This is a genomic window from Pseudomonas sp. D5(2026), assembly GCF_057766845.1.
The window spans coordinates 2,501,392-2,519,465 of record NZ_CM173421.1; the positions used below are offsets into that span (position 1 = coordinate 2,501,392).

Annotated in this window: 17 protein-coding genes; 3 read left to right on the forward strand and 14 right to left on the reverse strand. The window is 61.5% G+C overall.

Annotation, left to right across the window (positions count from 1 at the left end; all coding sequences use genetic code 11):
- The 9 genes from AC3B5Q_RS11425 to AC3B5Q_RS11465 all read right to left on the reverse strand — a co-directional run bounded on the left by AC3B5Q_RS11425 (window position 1) and on the right by AC3B5Q_RS11465 (window position 10,428).
- On the reverse strand, window positions 1–780 hold the full coding sequence (locus AC3B5Q_RS11425; RefSeq protein ID WP_021783994.1) for a transglutaminase family protein: 780 nt from the start codon (window positions 778–780) through the stop codon (window positions 1–3).
- Entirely contained in the window at window positions 777–1,727 is a 951-nt protein-coding gene (locus tag AC3B5Q_RS11430) for an alpha-E domain-containing protein (protein WP_021783993.1), read from the reverse strand. Before AC3B5Q_RS11430 ends, AC3B5Q_RS11425 begins: the two co-directional genes overlap by 4 nt.
- A gap of 3 nt (window positions 1,728–1,730) precedes the next feature.
- On the reverse strand, window positions 1,731–3,140 hold the full coding sequence (locus tag AC3B5Q_RS11435) for a circularly permuted type 2 ATP-grasp protein (RefSeq protein WP_103444554.1): 1,410 nt from the start codon (window positions 3,138–3,140) through the stop codon (window positions 1,731–1,733).
- A gap of 421 nt (window positions 3,141–3,561) precedes the next feature.
- Window positions 3,562–3,933, reverse strand: coding sequence for a RidA family protein (locus AC3B5Q_RS11440; protein WP_021782244.1), 372 nt, complete (start codon window positions 3,931–3,933; stop codon window positions 3,562–3,564).
- 27 nt (window positions 3,934–3,960) lie between these two features.
- Window positions 3,961–4,656 (reverse strand): DUF3726 domain-containing protein, encoded by a 696-nt coding sequence (locus AC3B5Q_RS11445; protein WP_103469756.1) that lies wholly within the window; start codon window positions 4,654–4,656, stop codon window positions 3,961–3,963.
- 2 nt (window positions 4,657–4,658) lie between these two features.
- Window positions 4,659–6,353 (reverse strand): hypothetical protein, encoded by a 1,695-nt coding sequence (locus tag AC3B5Q_RS11450; RefSeq protein ID WP_330509237.1) that lies wholly within the window; start codon window positions 6,351–6,353, stop codon window positions 4,659–4,661.
- A gap of 26 nt (window positions 6,354–6,379) precedes the next feature.
- On the reverse strand, window positions 6,380–7,930 hold the full coding sequence (locus AC3B5Q_RS11455; RefSeq protein ID WP_103462394.1) for a BCCT family transporter: 1,551 nt from the start codon (window positions 7,928–7,930) through the stop codon (window positions 6,380–6,382).
- Between the two features lie 55 nt (window positions 7,931–7,985).
- On the reverse strand, window positions 7,986–8,972 hold the full coding sequence (locus AC3B5Q_RS11460; protein ID WP_019436691.1) for a dipeptidase: 987 nt from the start codon (window positions 8,970–8,972) through the stop codon (window positions 7,986–7,988).
- 13 nt (window positions 8,973–8,985) lie between these two features.
- Window positions 8,986–10,428, reverse strand: a complete 1,443-nt coding sequence (locus AC3B5Q_RS11465; RefSeq protein WP_021782248.1) for an aldehyde dehydrogenase family protein — start codon at window positions 10,426–10,428, stop codon at window positions 8,986–8,988.
- 95 nt (window positions 10,429–10,523) lie between these two features.
- Between AC3B5Q_RS11465 and AC3B5Q_RS11470 the strand changes: the two genes are divergently transcribed.
- A complete protein-coding gene (locus AC3B5Q_RS11470; RefSeq protein ID WP_021782249.1) occupies window positions 10,524–11,411 on the forward strand; it encodes a LysR substrate-binding domain-containing protein in 888 nt (295 codons plus the stop codon).
- 66 nt (window positions 11,412–11,477) lie between these two features.
- On the opposite strand, the gene AC3B5Q_RS11475 is transcribed toward AC3B5Q_RS11470, so the two are convergent.
- From AC3B5Q_RS11475 to AC3B5Q_RS11490, 4 genes are all read right to left on the reverse strand, one after another.
- Complete coding sequence (locus AC3B5Q_RS11475; protein ID WP_021782250.1) at window positions 11,478–12,407, reverse strand: LysR family transcriptional regulator; 930 nt, start codon at window positions 12,405–12,407, stop codon at window positions 11,478–11,480.
- Between the two features lie 98 nt (window positions 12,408–12,505).
- Window positions 12,506–13,015, reverse strand: coding sequence for a flavin reductase family protein (locus AC3B5Q_RS11480; RefSeq protein ID WP_021782251.1), 510 nt, complete (start codon window positions 13,013–13,015; stop codon window positions 12,506–12,508).
- Window positions 13,016–13,040: 25 nt separating this feature from the next.
- Entirely contained in the window at window positions 13,041–14,075 is a 1,035-nt protein-coding gene (locus AC3B5Q_RS11485; protein WP_103462395.1) for a methionine synthase, read from the reverse strand.
- Between the two features lie 26 nt (window positions 14,076–14,101).
- A complete protein-coding gene (locus AC3B5Q_RS11490) occupies window positions 14,102–15,085 on the reverse strand; it encodes a DUF1852 domain-containing protein (protein ID WP_021782253.1) in 984 nt (327 codons plus the stop codon).
- Window positions 15,086–15,316: 231 nt separating this feature from the next.
- Between AC3B5Q_RS11490 and AC3B5Q_RS11495 the strand changes: the two genes are divergently transcribed.
- Window positions 15,317–15,817 (forward strand): peroxiredoxin, encoded by a 501-nt coding sequence (locus tag AC3B5Q_RS11495; RefSeq protein ID WP_021782254.1) that lies wholly within the window; start codon window positions 15,317–15,319, stop codon window positions 15,815–15,817.
- Between the two features lie 86 nt (window positions 15,818–15,903).
- Window positions 15,904–16,842 (forward strand): LysR family transcriptional regulator, encoded by a 939-nt coding sequence (locus AC3B5Q_RS11500; RefSeq protein ID WP_021782255.1) that lies wholly within the window; start codon window positions 15,904–15,906, stop codon window positions 16,840–16,842.
- Here AC3B5Q_RS11500 and AC3B5Q_RS11505 read toward each other — a convergent pair.
- Window positions 16,819–17,949: a porin gene (locus AC3B5Q_RS11505; RefSeq protein ID WP_488393089.1), complete on the reverse strand. Its 1,131-nt coding sequence runs from the start codon at window positions 17,947–17,949 to the stop codon at window positions 16,819–16,821. The genes AC3B5Q_RS11500 and AC3B5Q_RS11505 overlap by 24 nt on opposite strands.
- Between the last annotated feature and the right edge of the window lie 125 nt (window positions 17,950–18,074).

The window sequence follows — 18,074 nt, forward strand, 5'->3', positions numbered from 1 at the left end:
TCACTGGCGATGCACGTGGACACTGGCCTGCATCGATTCGGCGCCGCCGCCGCGGCGTACGCCCCTGACCGGACAGGCGTCGAGGTAGTCCAGGCCCACCGCCAGCTTCAGGTGACGCTCTGGCCGGGTCAGGCGGTTGGTAATGTCGAAGCTGTACCAGGCATCGTCGACCCAGGCTTCGGCCCAGGCGTGGCTGGCCAGGTGTTGTTCATCCTCGGTGCACAGATAGCCGGACACATAGCGTGCCGGCACCCCCAGGCTGCGTGCGCAGGCCAGGAAGGCGTGGGTGTGGTCCTGACACACGCCCGCGCCACCGCTGAAGGCTTCGATGGCCGTGGTGCCCACCGACGTGGCCCCAGGGCTGTAGGGCATGTGCTCGGCCAGGCCTTGCATCAGCCCGATCAGCGCTGCCCGGTCGCGGTGACTGCCACATTGCCGGGCGGCGAAAGCAATCAGGGTGTCGTCGGCCTGCGTCAGGTGGCTGCCGCGCAGGAACGGCAGGGGCGACTGGCTCTCGGTTTCGTGTTCGCAATCCGGGTCGATCTCGACCTGGCCGTGTGCGGTAAGCGCCAGGTGGCCATGGGGTTTGTCGAGTGTCAGCACGTGCAGGATGTTGCCATAAGGGTCGATCTGGCCCTTCACCTTGCAGGGCAGGTCCAGTTGCCATTGATTGATACGTTGGCGTTCGCTGCTGCGCGGTGTCAGGCGCAGGAACTGGATACTGTTGCACACGTCGCTGGCGTAGCTATAGGTCGTGTCGTGGCGAATGGACAGTTTCATACAACCTCCAGGTAGGAGTGATGGACGGCCTGGCCCAGTTGGTTGATGCGGCCAATGAAGTCGCTCAGCCAGGGGTGCAACCCGGCATCGAGGATTTCGTCGATTGCGGTGTAGCGCAGGCGCGCATTCAGTTCGGCGGCCATGCGCTGGGCGGCACGCCCGGTACTGCCCGGCAGGCCCGCCAGGATCAGGTCCAGTTCCTCGATGCAGGCATGTAGCGAGCGCGGCACGTCTACCCGCAACAGCAGCAGTTCGGACACCGGCCGGGCACTGGGCGCGGCGCGATAGAGCTCGTTGAAGGCCTCATACGAGGTCAGCGCGCGCAGCAGGGCGCTCCATTGGTAATAGCCGCGGGCGGAGTCGTCGCTGACCTCTTCGGAGGCCTCGCCGAACATTTCATAGCGCGAATCGAGCAGGCGCAGGGTGTTGTCCGCCCGCTCCAGGAAGGTCCCCAGGCGAATGAAGCTGTAGGCATCGTTGCGCATGATGGTGCCGGAGGTCGCACCGCGGAACAGGTGCGATCGTTCCTTGACCCAGTCGCAGAACTGGCTGATGCCATAGCGACCAAGGCCATTGCTGGCAATGTTGCGCATTTCGATCCAGGTGGCGTTGATGTTCTCCCACATGTCGGCGGTGATACGGCCGCGTACTGCATGGGCATTGGTCCTGGCGGCCTGCAGGCAGCAATAGATGCTGCTGGGGTTGGTGGCGTCGAGGGCGAAGAAGTGCAGCATGCGCTCGGTGTCGAGTTCATTGTGCCGACGCAGGTAGTCGTCCAGCATGCCCGAGGCCATCAGCGACATTGCCAGTTCGGTATGGCCGTCGCTGCGCCCGGCCTGGGGCATCAGCGATAGCGAGTAGCTGACCTCGAGCATGCGCGCGAGGTTTTCTGCACGTTCCAGGTAGCGGGACATCCAGTACAGGTCGGAAGCGGTTCGCGAAAGCATGGCTCAGTCCTCCACCACCCAGGTGTCCTTGGTACCGCCGCCTTGCGACGAGTTGACCACCAGCGAGCCTTCCTTGAGCGCCACGCGCGTCAGGCCACCGGGCACCAGGCGGGTTTCACTGCCCGACAGCACGAACGGGCGCAGGTCGATGTGACGCGGTGCGATGCCGCTGTCGACGAAAGTCGGGCAGGTTGACAGGCACAGCGTCGGTTGAGCGATATAGGCGTGCGGGCGGGCTTTGATGCGCCCGCGGAAGTCCTCGATCTGGGCTTTGGTCGACGCAGGCCCGACCAGCATGCCATAGCCGCCGGAGCCCTGGGTTTCCTTGACCACCAGTTCGGGCAGGTGGGCCAGTACATGGGACAGCTCCGCCGGCTTGCGGCACTGCCAGGTCGGCACGTTGTTCAGGATCGGTTCTTCGCTCAGGTAAAAGCGGATCATGTCGTCGACATAGGGGTAGATGGATTTGTCATCGGCCACGCCAGTGCCGACGGCGTTGGCCAGCACCACATTGCCGGCGCGGTAAACCGAGACCAGCCCCGGCACGCCCAGCATCGAGTCAGGGTTGAAGGACAGCGGGTCGAGGTAGTCGTCGTCCAGGCGACGATAGATCACGTCCACCTGTTGGGGGCCGGCAGTGGTGCGCATGTAGACATGCTCATCACGCACGAACAGGTCGGCGCCTTCGACCAGCTCGATGCCCATTTCCCGCGCCAGGAAGGCATGCTCGAAATAGGCGCTGTTGAAACGGCCGGGCGTGAGCAGCACCGCGGTGGGGTTGTCCAGTGGGCTGGCGCTCTTGAGCGTGTCCAGCAGCAGGTTGGGGTAGTGATCGATGGGCGCGATGCGCTGGGCGGCAAACAGTTCGGGGAACAGGCGCATCATCATCTTGCGGTCTTCGAGCATGTAGCTGACGCCGCTGGGGGTGCGCAGGTTGTCTTCCAGCACGAAGTAGCTGCCATCGCCGTCACGTACCAGGTCGACACCGGCAATATGCGCATACAGCCCACGGTGCAGGTCCAGGCCCTGCATGGCGATCTGGTAGCCCTCGTTGGCCAGCACTTGCTCTGGCGGGATGATGCCGGCCTTGAGGATGCGCTGGTCGTGGTAGATGTCCTGCAGGAACAGGTTCAGCGCCTGTACCCGTTGAATGCAGCCACGCTCGACCGTGCGCCACTCGCTGGCGCGGATGCTGCGCGGGATGATATCGAAAGGGATCAGGCGCTCGGTATCCTGCTTGTCGCCATACAGGGTGAAGGTGATGCCAGCGCGGTGAAACAGCAGGTCGGCCTCGCGCCGACGCTGTTCCAGCAACTCCAGCGGGGTGTTGGCCAGCCAGCGGGCGAACTCCTGGTAATGCGGGCGGCAGTTGCCGTCCGCTTCGTACATTTCATTGAAAAAAGCCCGGGACATACCCACTCCTTGCCGCCGTTGCCGGCAGCTTCATTGCGGTTCATCTGCGTCTTTCAGGGTGCTGCCTTGCTGGGGTAAGTGGGAGCTGTGTCTCGCGTTAACCTCGGTCTCGGTAGATTGCCTGTGCGTTGAGCACAATCAGTCTTTGCAATAAAAGTGCCGAATACGCCTGGCGGTTCTGGGGATGCAGGAAATGTGAGGGGCACACCCCTGGCAGCAAGGGCCGGCGCATCAAAAAAGGGCGCTTTTGATTCAGGCGCGGGTTTTGAATCGAAATGGGGCACCGGCCGGTGCCCGGCGGGAGAAAAAGGGAATATTCCGGGTGCATGACTTGGGGGGAAGGGGGCATGCATCGAGTGCCGCGCGGGCGGCACCCGATTGAACAAACGCTGAATATCGCGAGGCGAGCGCCTTCAGGCCCTCAGAGGCAGGCGTAGACCACCAGCTCCACCAGCATTTCTTCCCGGGCGAGGCCCGCCACCACTACGGCCGCGCGGTTGGGGTAGGGCGCCTGGAAATACTCGGCGTACACAGCATTTACAGTTGCCAAATAGCGGCGGTCGGTCACGTAGATCAGTACCTGGGTCACGGCATCCAGCGAGCTGCCAGCGGCTTCCAGGGTGTGGCGCAGGTTGTCCAGTGTCTGGCGGGTCTGTGCCTCGATGCCGCCGGCAACCACCTGGCCTTGCGTATCGATTGGGATCTGGGCAGTGTACAGCGTACCGTTGCCGACGACCGCCCATTCCAGTGGCGCCCTGGAGGCGAACAGCTCGGTCTTTATTGCATGCTTCATGGGTTGTTTCCTCAGTGGCAAGGGTGTTCAGTCGGCGTCGCTGCCGCCGCCTGCACCGTGGCGGCGTGAGGCATCGGTGCTCTCGACAAGGATGTGTTCGGCCAACTGCCTGAGCCTTTGCCAGGTATGTTCGTTGACTGTAAAACCTTGCTGCAGTGTGCGCTGCGGGTCGGTTATTGCCTGGGCGGTCTGGGCTGGCCGGGTGAACAGCACCGTTACGTTTTGCGCGGCCGCTTCAATGGCCTGGGGCCGAGTTTCACTGCTCAGATCCGGGCGCGGCATGCCAGCGGTAAAGTCGGCCCAGTGGTATTGGCGGGCGTCCTCCCAGCGGGCTTGCACGTGCAGCCCCTGCACAGCTGCTCGGCTCAGGTAGCCCAGCAACAGCAAACGGTTGTGGCAGTGGCGGATGCGCAGTTCGGCCTGACCACAGCGCATGGCCTTGGCTGCCGCCAGTTCCACCGCCGTCGCGGCGCAGCGCAACACGCTCTGGCCCTTGGCGTCGATCACCAGCAGGGCGTTATCCTCATGGCACAAGGCGTATGGCCGTGCAGCTTCGGCTTGCAGATAAAGCAACGCCTTTTCCAGTGCACCGACGCCATCGAGCCCTTGCAGTTGCAACCAGCCCACGAGTTCGGCGGCATCCTCGCAGTCGCCCGGGGCGAAGCCCATGCCTTCGAATGCCTTGCGGCACATCACCTGTATTTCGTTAAGCGATACGCGCATGGTCAAAGCTCCCTTTGCGGCATGACTGCGAAATTCCAGTCGTCTGCGAACGGCTGACCGATGTCGCTGACCAGCGGCGCGCCCTGGAACAGTGTGATACGCACCCAGCGGCTTGACTTGGGGTCGAATTTCCCCGCGCCGAAAAATGCCAGTTTGCAGCGCAGCAGGTGAATCGGCAGCATGTCCCGGGCCAGCAGATTGGCACGGATTTCACCGAAGTTTGTTTTTGCCATGCCTTGCAGGCGGCGTACCGTACCCTTGAACATCGGTTGGGCGATCAGGAAGTGAGCGGTCAACGCCTGGGGCTGCAGTTGCAGGTGCTCCAGCAGTGCGCCATGGCACTGCTGGATATTGCGGGCAATGCCCAGTTGCATTTCTTTTTCGGCCCCCGGCTCCTCTGCGCGAATGCCCAGGCGCGGCTCTTCTTTTTCAGCTGAGCGGTACCAGAAGAAGTGCTCCGCATCGGCAGCACTGAAGTCGTAGCGCAACGCCCAGCCATACTGCTGCTCGATGAGCTGGCGCAGGTGCCCAAGGGGCATCTGGGCGTCCAGCTGCCAGCTTTCGTTGACCCCCATGTGCTCGGCCAGGGGCGTGACCTGCTCGGGGTACAGCTCCAGCAGCAGGCTGACCAGAAGCTCCTGGCAGCCCACCCCCGTATGTAATTGCGCCCAGGCCAGCAGGCGCGGCCAAAGGCCCGCGCCGTCGGCTTGCGTGCCAAGCCAGGTGGCCAGTAAAGCAAGCTCGGCCAAGGTTTGCAGGTTCTGCTCATGCTGGCGCTGGTCTTCGGTCCGGGACTGGCTCAGGTGCAACTGGGCGCGCGCCAGCAATTGCTGCAGGCGCGCCAACGGGGCGGGCTCCGCCGGCTGCGCCAGCACCAGGGCCAGGGCCGTTTCCCGCGTACTGATCCAGTGCTCCACCAGTTGAGGGTGGTTGATCAGAAAAGGGGCCATTCCCAGCCCGGTCGCGTTGCCGACCCCCAGGTAGCGCTGTAGCGCCGGGGCCAGTTGCACTGCCCGCTGCGGGGCGAGTGCCTGGGCCATGTGGTTGATCTGCTCGATGCTGAAGTGACGCAGCAGGTAGACGGTGAACATCTGCGCGCTGAACGGCTGGTTGAAGTCCGGGTTATCTTGCAGGCAACCAAAATCGGCGATGCCGAACTTGCCGTTACCGTAAACCGCGGTGGTGCGATACAGGTAGCCGACTTCAGCCAGTTGCTGTGGATCGGGCTGGCGACCTTCTGCCAGCGCTGCCAGAAACCGGTCGAAATTGCGCAAGCTACGGTTGGCCCGCGACAACACCAGCACGCGTGCATCGAAGCGGCCGGCTTCCTGCAGCGGCACGTTGCGTTGCAGGTCGGCCAGTTGTGCCGAGTCGACATCGCCGGCCACCAGCACGAAGCTGACGTCCCACTGGTCGGCGATGACCCGATCGCTGCGCTTTTCCGGCGGCAGGTAGGCCGAGAAGATCACGCAGTGGTAATGGCCGTTCGGCGTTTCGATGCGGTAGATCGCAGTGCCGAAGCCTTGGCCATCGAGGTCGAAACAGCTGCGCCGGATTTGCCAGCGCTGTTGCATCATCCGCCGCATGCTGCTGCGCACGAAGCTTAGCGGGCTCTGGAAGTGGCTACCCAGCCGGGCCAGGTCCATGACTTGGCTGGCAGGGCGCAACGCGGGTATTGCAGGCACGCTGTTGGGCATTGTTGTTGTACCTGGATGGATCATGTTCAGACGCCTTGTTCACGGGCCATGTGTCGAGCGATGCGCACGGCATCCCACAGGGCTGGCAGGATCACCAGCGACACCGGCACCGCGGTGATGACAATGAAGGATTGCAGGGCCGTCACACCGCCTGCGCCAATGGTGATCAGTACCACCGCCGCCAGGCCCATGCCGATTGCCCAGAAACCGCGCAACCACTTCTTCGGTTTATCGTCGCTGGACATCGCCAGCGCCACGGTGAAGGCCATGGCGTCGCCATTGGTGGCCACCGAGATGAAACTCAGGAACAGGAACAGCGCGCTGACAAGGCCACCCAGTGGCAGGTTCTGCGTCACTCCCAGCAGCAGGTCTTCAGGCTTGGCGCCATGGGCGGTGACGCTGCCTGGCGTTTGCAGCTCCAGGCCGATCCCGGTACCGCCTACCACGGTGAACCAGAACATGGTCACCAGCGGTGCGATGATCGACAGCGTCATGATGATCTCGCGGATGGTGCGGCCCCGCGAGATCCGCGCGACGTACAGTGCCACCATGGGCGCGTAGCCGATGAACCAGCCCCAGTAGAACACCGTCCACCAGTCCAGCCATTTGGGGTCGGCGCGGAACATCGTCAGGGGGATGAAGTGCTCCACGTGCAGGGCAAAGGCCGCCGGGAAACCGCCGAGGATGAACAGCGTCGGTCCGAATACCACCATGAACAGTGCCAGGCCGATCATCAACCAGACGTTGATCTCGCTGACAAAGCGGATGCCTTTGAGGCCCACCAGGCACGAGACAGTGTACATCGCGGTGACCAGGACGATGGTCAGCGACTGGGTGACGATAGTGTTGGGCAACCCCCAGGCGGCGTGCATGGCGCTGCTGATCTGCAGGCCAAGGAAACCGATCGGACCGATGGTGCCGGCCACTACCGCGATGATCGAGGCAGCGTCGGCCAAGGTGCCGATCGGGCCCTTGAGCGCTCGCTTGCCGAACAGGGGGTAGAGCAGGGTACGCGGCGCCAGCGGAAGGCCTTTATCGTAATGCAGGTGCATCAGCACGATCGCCAGCAGGCTACCCAGCACGGCCCAGGCCAGGAAACCCCAGTGCACGAACGATTGCGCCAGTGCCGCGGTGGCCGCTGCTTCGCTGTGCGGTTGCAGGCCGGCGAAGAAGGGCGGTGGGCTGGCAAAGTGCATCAAGGGTTCGGCAGCGGCCCAGAAGGCGCCACCACCTGCCAGCAAGGCGCACATGATCACTGCGATCCAGTTGAAGGTGCTGACGTCCGGGCGCTGGGTGACCCCGCCCAGGCGTACACGCCCGCATCTGGAAAAACCGATGAACAGGCTGACGGCGAAGGTTGCCAGCATCAGCACTTGCCAATAGAGGCCAAAGGCCTTTGTCGACCAGGCGAACAGGGTATTGACCAGCGCCGACACGGTGTCGATGTCGATCAGCGCCGCCAGCAGGAAGGCGCCGAGGAATCCGCCGCTGATCAGGAACAACGGCCAGTCGATATCGCGTGCCATAGGCAGGCCCATGGCCTGGCCGTCGGCCTGCAAGGTGGTTGGGTTTTTCATGAAACCTCCGGAACCTGCGATTGTTTTTATTGTTGATGCTGTCCGTGCAAAGGGTTCAGGCCTGTGCCGTGGTGGCGGTCTCCAGCAGGCGCAACCAGTTCAGCCCCATGATGTTGCCCACGTCTTGCTCGGCAAAGCCGCGGGCGCGCAGGCCCTGGGCGATGTTGCGGAAGTCGCGGCTGTCGCGGAACCACTGCAAGGGCGCCGGCCAGTTGGCGTTGTCCCTGGAGCCTTCGCCGTAGTCCTTGTCCTTGCTCCAGCGGCCGTTGCGCATCCATTCCAGCACCGACAAGGGTTGCGCCTGGCACAGGTCGGTGCCGATGCCGATATGCTCCACACCCATCAGGTCGGCGGTGCGCGCGACCATGTCGCAGAAACTTTCCAGGCTACAGTCCGAGGCACCCTTGAGATGGAACGGGTAGGTGCTGAACCCCAGCAGCCCGCCGGACTCTGCGATCCCGCGTAGCACCGCATCGGACTTGTTGCGCTTGGCGGCGTGGAAGCTGGCAGGGTTGGCGTGGGAGATGATCACCGGTCGGCTCGACAGTTCGATGGCCTCAAGCGTGCTTCGCTCGGCGCTGTGAGACATGTCGATGAGCATGCCGACGCGGTTCATTTCGGCGATCACCTGGCGGCCGAAGCGGCTGATGCCGTTGTCCTCGCGCTCATAGCAGCCGCTGGCCAGCAGGCTTTGGTTGTTGTAGGTCAGCTGCATGACGAACACCCCGAGCTGGCGGAAAACCTCTACTAGGGCAATGTCGTCCTCGATCGGCGAGCAGTTCTGGAAGCCGAAGAAGATGCCCACCCGGCCCTCCTCGTGGGCCAGGCGGATGTCGCTGGCCGTACGCACCGGGCGGATCAGCTCGGGCCATGTCTCGAAGCGGCGGTTCCACTCGCCCAGGCGCGACAGGGTTTCGCGGGCGTTTTCGTGGTAGGCGATGGTGGCGTGCACCGCGCTCAGGCCACCGGCCTGCATCTGCTGGAATATTTCCTGGCTCCAGTTGGAGTACTGCAGGCCGTCGATCATCAAGAGGTCGTGCATGGCATGTATTCCTTCAGGGCCGCAGGTAGGTGGTCTTGACCACGGTGTAGAAGTCGCGAGCGTATTGCCCCTGTTCCCGCGGGCCGAAGCTCGAGGCTTTGCGGCCCCCGAATGGCACGTGGTAGTCGGTGCCGGCAGTGGGCAGGTTGACCATCACGCAGCCGGTCTGGGCGCGGCGCTTGAAGTGGCTGGCGTGGCGCAGCGACTGGGTGATGATCCCGGCTGTGAGGCCGTACTCGGTATCGTTGAGCGTGGCCAGCGCCTCTTCAAAATCGCGCACGCGGATCACGCAGGCGATGGGGCCGAACACTTCCTCGCGGTTGATGCGCATGTCGTTGCGGCTGTTGATGAACAAGGCAGGGCGCATGTAGTAGCCATCGCAGGCCAGTTGCAGGCGCTCGCCGCCTTCTATCAGGGTGGCGCCTTCGGCCTGGGCCAGTTGCAGGTACGCCAGGTTCTGTTCCAGCTGGCGCGCGTCAGCTACCGGGCCGATCTGGACGCCAGCCTCCAGTGCATGGCCGACCTTGAGCTGGCGCATGCGCAGGCGCAGCGCCTCGACGAAGCGGTCGTGGATGCCGTCGCAGACGATCAGCCGTGACGACGCGGTGCATTTCTGCCCGGTGCCGAAGAAGGCCCCGTTGAGCGCGCATTCCACGGCCAGTTCGAGGTCGGCGTCGTCCATGACCACCAGGGCATTCTTGCTACCCATTTCCAGCTGGCAGCGCACCAGATTACCGGCGGTGGCCACCGCTACGCGTCGGCCCGTCTGCAGAGAACCGGTGAACGTCAGGGCATCGATCTCGGCGGACTGGATCAGGGCCTCGCCGACGTCGGCACCACTGCCCATCACCAGGTTGAAGGTGCCGCTGGGCAGGCCCTGACGGCTGATGATTTCGGTGAGCGCCCAGGCACTGGCCGGCACCAGGTTGGCCGGCTTGAACACCACGGCGTTGCCGAAGGCCAGGGCCGGGGCGATTTTCCAGGCGGCGGTGGCCATGGGGAAGTTCCAGGGGGTAATGATGCCTACCACACCTACCGGCTCGCGATGAACTTCGATGTCGACCCCAGGGCGCACCGAGGCGGCAGTCTCGCCCATCTGGCGCAGCACTTCGGCGGCGTAGTAATGGAAGAACTGGCCGCTGCGGTTGACCTCGCCGATGCCTTCGGCCAAGGGTTTGCCTTCTTCTCGCGACAGCAGTTCGCCGAGCTCTTCCTTGCGGGCGATCAGCTCGTCGCCGATGGCCATCAGCACTTGCTGGCGGTTTTCCAGGCCACTGGCGGCCCACAGGGGTTGAGCGGCGCGGGCGGCCTGGATGGCCTGGCGGGCCTGTTCGGCGCTGGCCTGATGGTACTGGCCGATCAGGTCGCCAGTGTCCGAGGGGCTGTAGTTGCCCAAAGTGGCGTGGCCTTCACACCACTGGCCATCGATGTAGTTGTTGTAGGTCTTGTGTGACATGGATGAACGCCTCCGTTTGCATGGCATTCATCATGCGAGCAATATGCAGCAAATAAAAATTAATAAAAAAAATGCTTTGATAAGGAATGCTAACCATGTTGCCCGAGCTGAAAATCGCGCAGTTGCGTTACTTCGTACTGGTCGCCGAACATAAGAGTTTCCACGCGGCCGCCCGCCAGGCCTTTCGCACCCAGCCTGCGATATCCCTGGCCCTGCGTGAACTGGAGCAGAAGCTGGGGCAGGCACTGGTCGAAAAGGGCGGTGGTCGGGTAGAGCTGACGCCATTTGGCGAGCATTGCCTCCCGTTGTTTCGTGGCTTGATGGAGCACCATGACCGTATTGCCCGTGAAGTCATGCTGTTTGCCCGGCATGAAATTGGCCAGGTCAGTATCGCCACCGTGCCTTCTGTGGCCAGCCGAATGCTGCCAGGGCCGCTGGCCCGCTTCGTGGCCGCGCACCCCAATGTGCAGGTCAGCATTCAGGACGGTACGGCCGAACGTGTGCAGCAGTTGCTCGCTCAAGGGCAAGTGGATTTCGGCATCAGCAGCCTGTGGGTGGACGATGACCAGCTTGAATTCGCCCCCATCGTGAATGATCAGGTTGGCGTGGTGTGCCGCAGCGACCACCCGCTGGCGCAGGCGGGGGGGCAGCTGCATTGGGCGCAGTTGCTGGGCGTGCCGATGATCCGCAACGGTACCTCGCAATTACTGGCGGGTACCGAGGCCGAGGGTTTGCTGGCCGATAGCCGGCTGTTCATTTCCAACATGATTTCGTTGATCGCCATGCTGGAGGAGGGGGTAGGGATCAGTACCTTGCCGTACCTCGCTTTTCCGCAGGAGAACGAAAAACTGGCGTTCGTACCTCTTGTGGAGCCCAAGGTAGAACGGCATATCGGCATGCTCACCCGCAAAGGGCGCAGCTTGTCACCTGTGGCGGGGGCACTGATGGCGTTTCTGCAAGTGCAATTGGCGAAGGCTAGCTGATTCGTTGGCCGTAGGGGCATGGCGCGCCATGGCCGGCACAGAGGTTCGCAAACGCACGCCCGGCTTTCAGAGAACCGGGCCTGAAGGCACGCTGACACCTGCCAGCGTGGTGAACGAGATGTCCTTGGCCGTCAGCAGAAAATCACTCACGTACGGCACCTCCAGCATGTCACTGCGCAGTGCCGCATAGAGGTTTGCTTGCAGGCCGTGTTCGCCAAGGCGCTTGGCGGTTACATAGCCGCGCGAACTGTATTCGTGCACGGCCCAGTTGGGCAGGCAGCAGACGCCGCGCCCGGACGCAACCAGTTGCATCATCATCACGGTCAGTTCTGAAGTGCGTACTTGTGCGGGCTCGACGTCGGCGGGGTCGAGGAAGCGGGTGAAGATGTCCAGGCGGGTGCGTTCGATCGGGTAGGTGATCAGTGTCTGGCTGGCGATATCGGCGGGCTCCAGGTACGGCTTGTGGCGCATGGCGTGGTGGTTGTCGATGGCCAGCAGCGCCTCGTAGCTGAACAACGGCACGTAGCTGATACCTGGCAGTGTCACTGGGTCGGAGGTCACCACCAGGTCCAGGTCGCCGCGCTCCAGGGCTGGCAGTGGCGCGAAGGAAAAGCCGGAGGCGAGGTCCAGTTCCACTTCAGGCCAGGCGCTGCGGAACTCATCCACTGAAGGCATCAACCACTGGTAGCAACTGTGGCACTCGATGGCGATGTGCAGCCGTCCGGCGCAGCCGCCGGCCAGTTTGCCCAGGTCCCGTTCGGTATTGCGGATCTGAGGCAGCACCTGATCGGCCAGCTGCAGCAGCTTCAGCCCCGCGCTGGTGAAGCGCACCGGCCTGGATTTGCGCACGAACAGAGGCATGCCGATGCGCTCTTCCATATCGCGGAACTGGTGCGACAGGGCTGATTGTGTCAGGTGCAGTCGCTCGGCGGCCTCGTGCAGGCTGTCGGTTTCACGCAGCGCGTGGAGAGTTCGCAGGTGGCGTAAATCGATCATGAGTAAAATGGCGGATCAACGCAGTAATGGCGGGTTTTCTTCACTGCTGCATGATCCTGACAATTCCTTTGATGGGTTTTCCGTGAGTGGGGTGAGGCTCAAGCCGCGTGAGGCGCGGCGAGGTTGCAGTACTGCCCCTTGAAATACAGCAGCGGCTGCGTGGCAGCAGTGGCCTGCAGGTTCAACGCTTTGACTTCGCCAATCACGATCAGGTGGTCCCCGGCGGCATGTTCGGCGTGAATTTCGCAATCAAGCCAGTGCAGGCTGCCGGCAATGATCGGGTTGCCCAACGGCGATGCTTGCCATTCGACGCCGTGCCACTTGTTGGCGCCGCGCCGTGCAAACTGGTTGGAAATGCCGACCTGCTCACCTGACAGGATGTTGACCGTGAAGCGCCCAGCCTGGCGAATTTTCGGGTAGCTGGCCGAACTGGACATCACACTGAATGACACCAGCGGCGGGCTCATCGATACGCTGTAGAACGACTGGCAGGTGAAGCCGATCGGCTCACCTTCATGGTGCGATGTAATCACCGTGATGCCGGAGGCGTAGTGCCCGAGTGCCTGGCGAAAAGTCGACGGCTCGATCGCCGTACCGGAAAGCAACATGGTAGGTCCTGTGGCTGCATTCATTTCAGCGTGCGTTAGCGAGTTCCTGACGGACGATGGCCGCGCCTGCACTCAACGCCTTGAGCTTGCCGCTGGCTACCTGGCGAGGCAGGGGCGCCATGCCGCAGTTGGTGCAAGGGTAGAGCTTGTCGGCATCGACGAATTGCAGTGCCTTGCGCAGGGTGGCGGCGACCTGTTCGGGTGTTTCAATGACATGGGTGGCCACATCGATGGCGCCGACCATGACTTTCTTGCCGCGAATCAGCTCGAGCAGGTCCATCGGAACATGCGAGTTATGGCATTCCAGCGAAATGATATCGATGCTGGACTGCTGCAGTTTGGGGAAGGCCTGTTCATATTGCCGCCATTCTGAACCGAGGGTCTTTTTCCAGTCGGTGTTGGCTTTGATGCCATAGCCATAGCAAATATGGACGGCCGTTTCGCACTTGAGGCCCTCGATGGCCCTTTCCAGGGTAGCCACGCCCCAGTCATTCACGTCGTCAAAGAAAACATTGAATGCCGGTTCATCGAACTGAATGATGTCTACGCCCGCAGCTTCCAGTTCTCTGGCTTCCTGATTGAGAATCTTGGCGAATTCCCAGGCCAGTTTCTCGCGGCTTTTGTAGTGGTTGTCATACAGTGTGTCGATCATGGTCATGGGGCCGGGCAGCGCCCACTTTATCGGCTGTGTGGTGTGCTGGCGCAAGAATTTGGCATCTTCGACAAACACCGGTTTTTGTCGAGCGACAGCACCCACCACCGTCGGTACGCTCGCATCGTAGCGATCACGGATTCTGACGGTTTTCCGTTGTTCGAAATCAACACCGCTGAGGTGCTCGATAAACGTGGTGACAAAGTGCTGGCGGGTTTGTTCGCCGTCACTGACGATGTCGATACCGGCGTGTTGTTGTTCTTGCAAGGCCAGGCGCAAGGCATCCTGTTTACCTTCGATCAGTTGCTCTTCTTGCAACTTCCACGGTGACCAAAGTGTTTCGGGTTGAGCAAGCCAGGCGGGTTTAGGCAGGCTGCCGGCCGTGGAGGTGGGTAGCAATGTGTTCATGAACAGTGACCTTGTGCTTTGAATGTTCAACGTGGGTATTGAGCGGACCATTGCGCTAGTGTGGCCTGGTAGGGTTTGACAAATTGCTCCTCGGCAAATTTGCCCTGCTCGATTGCCAGGCGGCTGCGCTCTTCCCGGTCGTAGACAATGCGCGTGAGCGAGTAGTCCTGGTTGTTCAGGCTGGGCTGGTAGGCCTTGCCTGCAGGCGAATTGGCGTTGTAGATCTCGGGGCGGTAGATCTTCTGGAAGGTGTCCATGGTGCTGATGGTGCTGATCAGCTCAAGGTCGGTGTAGTCAGCGAGCAAGTCACCGGCAAAATAAAACGCCAGCGGGGCGACGCTGTTCGGCGGCATGAAATAGCGCACCTTCAAGCCCATTTTCTTGAAGTATTCATCTGTCAGCGAGTATTCATCCTGCTGGTATTCAACACCTAGCACAGGGTGCTGATTTTCGGTGCGCAGGTAAGTCCTGCTGCTCGATACGCTCAGGCAGATAACCGGTGGTTTGCTGAAATGCTCCTGGTAGGTTTGCGAGTTGACGAAGCACTTGAACAGGTTGCCATGCAGCTCGCCGAAATGATCAGGTGTGCTGAAGGTCGACCGATGCTTGTTATGCTCCAGTAACACGACGCTGAAGTCGTAATCGCGTACGTACGAGGAGAAGTTGTTGCCTGCCATGCCTTCGAGGCGAGTATTGTTCTTGCGGTCGACAATATAGGTTTTCAATATTTCGATCAGTGGCAGGGCATTGCCGTACTGCGCGTTTTCAAGGTTCATTTCCACCGATATGATATCCAGCTCTACGCGGTAGCGATCATGTTCGGGGTTGTCCCAGTGCGCCAGCGCATTGAAACGGTTATTGATCATCGTCAAGGTGTTGCGCAGGTTTTGCTGGCGGTTTGCACCCCGTGCCAAATTGGCGAAGTTGGTCGTGATGCGGGTATTTTCGGCAGGGCGATAATGTTCGTCGAACGCAATGCGCTTGACGGTGAATGTTGGCGCTTTATTCATGGTGACGGCTTCCAGATGCCTGAGTGTGAGCAACTCAGTGCTTGTCAGTTGCGTAGGCTGAGTCGTTCACAGCGTAATCTTGATGTGTTTGATTGAGGTGTATCCTAGGCGGGGCGCGGCATGAATGATATTGAAGTTATTTCACAGTTTTTTTAGCTCTGCTCATGATGCGTTGCCTGGTCGACTGCGGCATCATGGCTGCCTGGCCTTCACCTCACCCAGGAGACAGCGATGATCAAAACCGGCGATCAATTGCCCGACGTTACCCTTTATCAATACAACAACGACGCAGGCGCCTGCGCGATCGGCCCGAATGCCTTTTCCCTTCGCGAGCGTTGCAAGCACAAGAAGGTGCTCATCTTCGCGTTGCCGGGTGCATTCACGCCTACGTGCTCTGAACGTCATGTTCCCGGTTATGTAACGGCGGCCCCTGCGTTGTTTGCGGCTGGCATTGACGAAATCCTGTGCATCTCGGTGAACGATGCCTTTGTCATGAACGCCTGGGGCAATAGCTTGCAGGTCGGGGACGCGGTGAAAATGATCGGCGATGGTAATGGCGAATTCAGCGAGGCGCTGGGCCTGACCCAGGACCTTTCGGCACGCGGTTTGGGGCGGCGCTCGCAGCGGTATGCGATGTTGGTCGACGACCAGATAGTCAAGTACATTGCGGTTGAAAGCCCCGGCAAGTTCGAGGTCAGCGATGCGGCCAGCATGCTGGCTGTGTTGCGTTAGCCATACCTTTCAGGCCTTGCCGACAACGACTGTCAGGGCTGCCAGAACACCTTTCGAACCGGCCGCTAACAACAAGGTACAGACGGTTGAAACTTCACCAACTCCGGGCGCTGGTCGCCATTCATAACGCAGGCAGCATCCTCGAAGCCTCCAAGCTCATGCACATTACTCAGCCCGCACTGAGCCGTTCGATCAAGGAGCTGGAGCGAGAGGTGGGGTTTACCCTGTTGCAGCGGTCGCACAAAGGCATGGCCCTTACCGACGAAGGCAAGCGTGTCATCCGCCATGCCAACCTCGTGGTAGAGAGCATACGCCGCCTGCAGATCGAAGCGGCGAGCATTCAGGATGCGGCGCTGGGCGCCGTGTCGATCGGGGTTACGTCGTTGACGGCGATGCTCGATGGCGTCGATGAAAGCATTCTGGCCTTTCGGCGCAAGTACCCGCGGGTGAAGATCACCATCACCGACTTGCGCCCCAGTCAGATCCTGCAGCGCTTGCGCGATGGCAGCCTGGACTTTGCCATTACTTCGCAGCAACCGCTGAGTCGGCTGAACCTGGACTGGGAGGCACTGGGCAGTATCAAGGGCACGGTGATTTGCCATGCGTCGAATCAGCAGAAGTTCAGCCAGTCACTGCGCACCTTGCAATACGCACCTTGGATCAGCCTGGACGAGTTGTCCGACCAGGCTTCGCAGTTTCACCAATTGTTCGAAGCCAACGGCCTTCGGGTGCCGCAGAACACCGTTGAATGTACGTCAGTGATGATGGCGCTGAAGCTGTTGAAGAACACTGAATCGTTGATGACCATCAGCGAACTGGCGGTGGACCAAGGGTTTACCTACGGTATCGATTGCGAGTTCGTAGCCATGGCGGTGCAGGAGTTGATTCCGGATTACCCCATCAACCTGGTCTGCATTGACCGCCACAGCCTCACGGCACCTGCCCAGGAGCTGTTCCACAGCTTGCGCGGGCAGGTGCTCAAGCAGACCCGCCCCGTGGTTTCAGAAGTGGTAGTACATGCCTAGCGAGACGTTGCCTGGGTTATCGCCAGCCTGCTCCACCGGGGTGCCGGCGTAGGTGACCGACGAGGCGCGTTGGTTGGCGATCATGCCGAGGCGTCCATAAATGGCCCAGCGGGGGTTGATGAAGTGGTCATAGCCGATCATCACACCCCAGGCGTCCTTGTCGCGGGCGCTGACCTGGCGTTGCATCACCGCCAGGCGCAGCACGTCCAGTTCGCCCACCGGCGTCATCATGCCGAATGTGTACAGTGTGGTGCTGGGTGTGCCGGCCTGGTCCACGTCCTGGCGTTGCCAGGTGAGGCTGGTGGCCAGCGGGCCGAAATCGTAGAACGCCGACAGGCTCTTGAAATCGTTGGCGGTCTGGCGTGAGACGCCGCCGTCGTCCCATGGGTCGCTGTAGTAGCGGTTGTAGGAGGCCAGCGCAATCACCCGGCTGTTGCGGTATTGCAGCCGGGCACCACCGCCACGCACGGTGCGCCCCGAGCTGGCGGCATCGTCGAAGCCGAAGCTTAGCGCGGTACCGAGGCTGAAGCCGCTGAGGGTCGGGCTGGTGTAGGCCAGGGTGTGCTTGGGGCGCAGGTCAAGGTAGAAGGCGCCCTTGCCGGCGGCAGGCAGGGCCAGGTAGGTGTAAGGCGAGCCATAGGTGGCCAGGAACGGGTCGGCATAGGTGGGCGTGCCCATGCTGTAGGTCTTGCCGAACTCGAGCTTGCCCAGGGTGCGCGAGCGTAGGGCGACTGTTGCCAGGCGCAGGTTACCGACGGTGTCCCAGGTGCCCTCCAGGGCCTCGCCATTGAGGTTGAAGCCCTCCTCGACGTCAAGTTCCACGACGGTATAGGGGCCAAGCCCCTTGCGCGCGTACAGCCCGAGCTTGTTGGTCCAGGCGCCGCCACCGGCCAGCTTGGAACCCGTGTGGTGCTGCGAATCGTGATAGCTGGCGAATGCATCCACGGTGCCGTAAACCTTGAGCTTGTCATCGAAGCCGTGATCCAGCCCGTAGTAACCAAAACCCGGTGCTATCCGAGCGATCGTCGGAAAACCCTCTGCCTGTGCCTGCGCAGCAAGGCAAGCCCCTTGGATCATCAACAGCAACGACGTAGTGCGAGTGTTCATTCACGACTCCTGGCCAGCACAGTGATGTGGTGGCGCTAGCGTCGGTGAACAGAACGTTGCAGCGTGATTGCTTATTCGGTCAGGTCATGCCGTTTGGTTAATCAAGGACCGGCGCGGCATGTGGA

Excerpts from the sequence above, each read along its gene's own strand:
- AC3B5Q_RS11425 (WP_021783994.1), bottom strand. The coding sequence starts at position 780 with ATGAAACTGTCCATTCGCCACGACACGACCTATAGCTACGCCAGCGAC.
- AC3B5Q_RS11430 (WP_021783993.1), bottom strand. The coding sequence starts at position 1,727 with ATGCTTTCGCGAACCGCTTCCGACCTGTACTGGATGTCCCGCTACCTG.
- AC3B5Q_RS11435 (WP_103444554.1), bottom strand. The coding sequence starts at position 3,140 with ATGTCCCGGGCTTTTTTCAATGAAATGTACGAAGCGGACGGCAACTGC.
- AC3B5Q_RS11440 (WP_021782244.1), bottom strand. The coding sequence starts at position 3,933 with ATGAAGCATGCAATAAAGACCGAGCTGTTCGCCTCCAGGGCGCCACTG.
- AC3B5Q_RS11445 (WP_103469756.1), bottom strand. The coding sequence starts at position 4,656 with ATGCGCGTATCGCTTAACGAAATACAGGTGATGTGCCGCAAGGCATTC.
- AC3B5Q_RS11450 (WP_330509237.1), bottom strand. The coding sequence starts at position 6,353 with ATGCCCAACAGCGTGCCTGCAATACCCGCGTTGCGCCCTGCCAGCCAA.
- AC3B5Q_RS11455 (WP_103462394.1), bottom strand. The coding sequence starts at position 7,930 with ATGAAAAACCCAACCACCTTGCAGGCCGACGGCCAGGCCATGGGCCTG.
- AC3B5Q_RS11460 (WP_019436691.1), bottom strand. The coding sequence starts at position 8,972 with ATGCACGACCTCTTGATGATCGACGGCCTGCAGTACTCCAACTGGAGC.
- AC3B5Q_RS11465 (WP_021782248.1), bottom strand. The coding sequence starts at position 10,428 with ATGTCACACAAGACCTACAACAACTACATCGATGGCCAGTGGTGTGAA.
- AC3B5Q_RS11470 (WP_021782249.1), top strand. The coding sequence starts at position 10,524 with ATGTTGCCCGAGCTGAAAATCGCGCAGTTGCGTTACTTCGTACTGGTC.
- AC3B5Q_RS11475 (WP_021782250.1), bottom strand. The coding sequence starts at position 12,407 with ATGATCGATTTACGCCACCTGCGAACTCTCCACGCGCTGCGTGAAACC.
- AC3B5Q_RS11480 (WP_021782251.1), bottom strand. The coding sequence starts at position 13,015 with ATGTTGCTTTCCGGTACGGCGATCGAGCCGTCGACTTTTCGCCAGGCA.
- AC3B5Q_RS11485 (WP_103462395.1), bottom strand. The coding sequence starts at position 14,075 with ATGAACACATTGCTACCCACCTCCACGGCCGGCAGCCTGCCTAAACCC.
- AC3B5Q_RS11490 (WP_021782253.1), bottom strand. The coding sequence starts at position 15,085 with ATGAATAAAGCGCCAACATTCACCGTCAAGCGCATTGCGTTCGACGAA.
- AC3B5Q_RS11495 (WP_021782254.1), top strand. The coding sequence starts at position 15,317 with ATGATCAAAACCGGCGATCAATTGCCCGACGTTACCCTTTATCAATAC.
- AC3B5Q_RS11505 (WP_488393089.1), bottom strand. The coding sequence starts at position 17,949 with ATGAACACTCGCACTACGTCGTTGCTGTTGATGATCCAAGGGGCTTGC.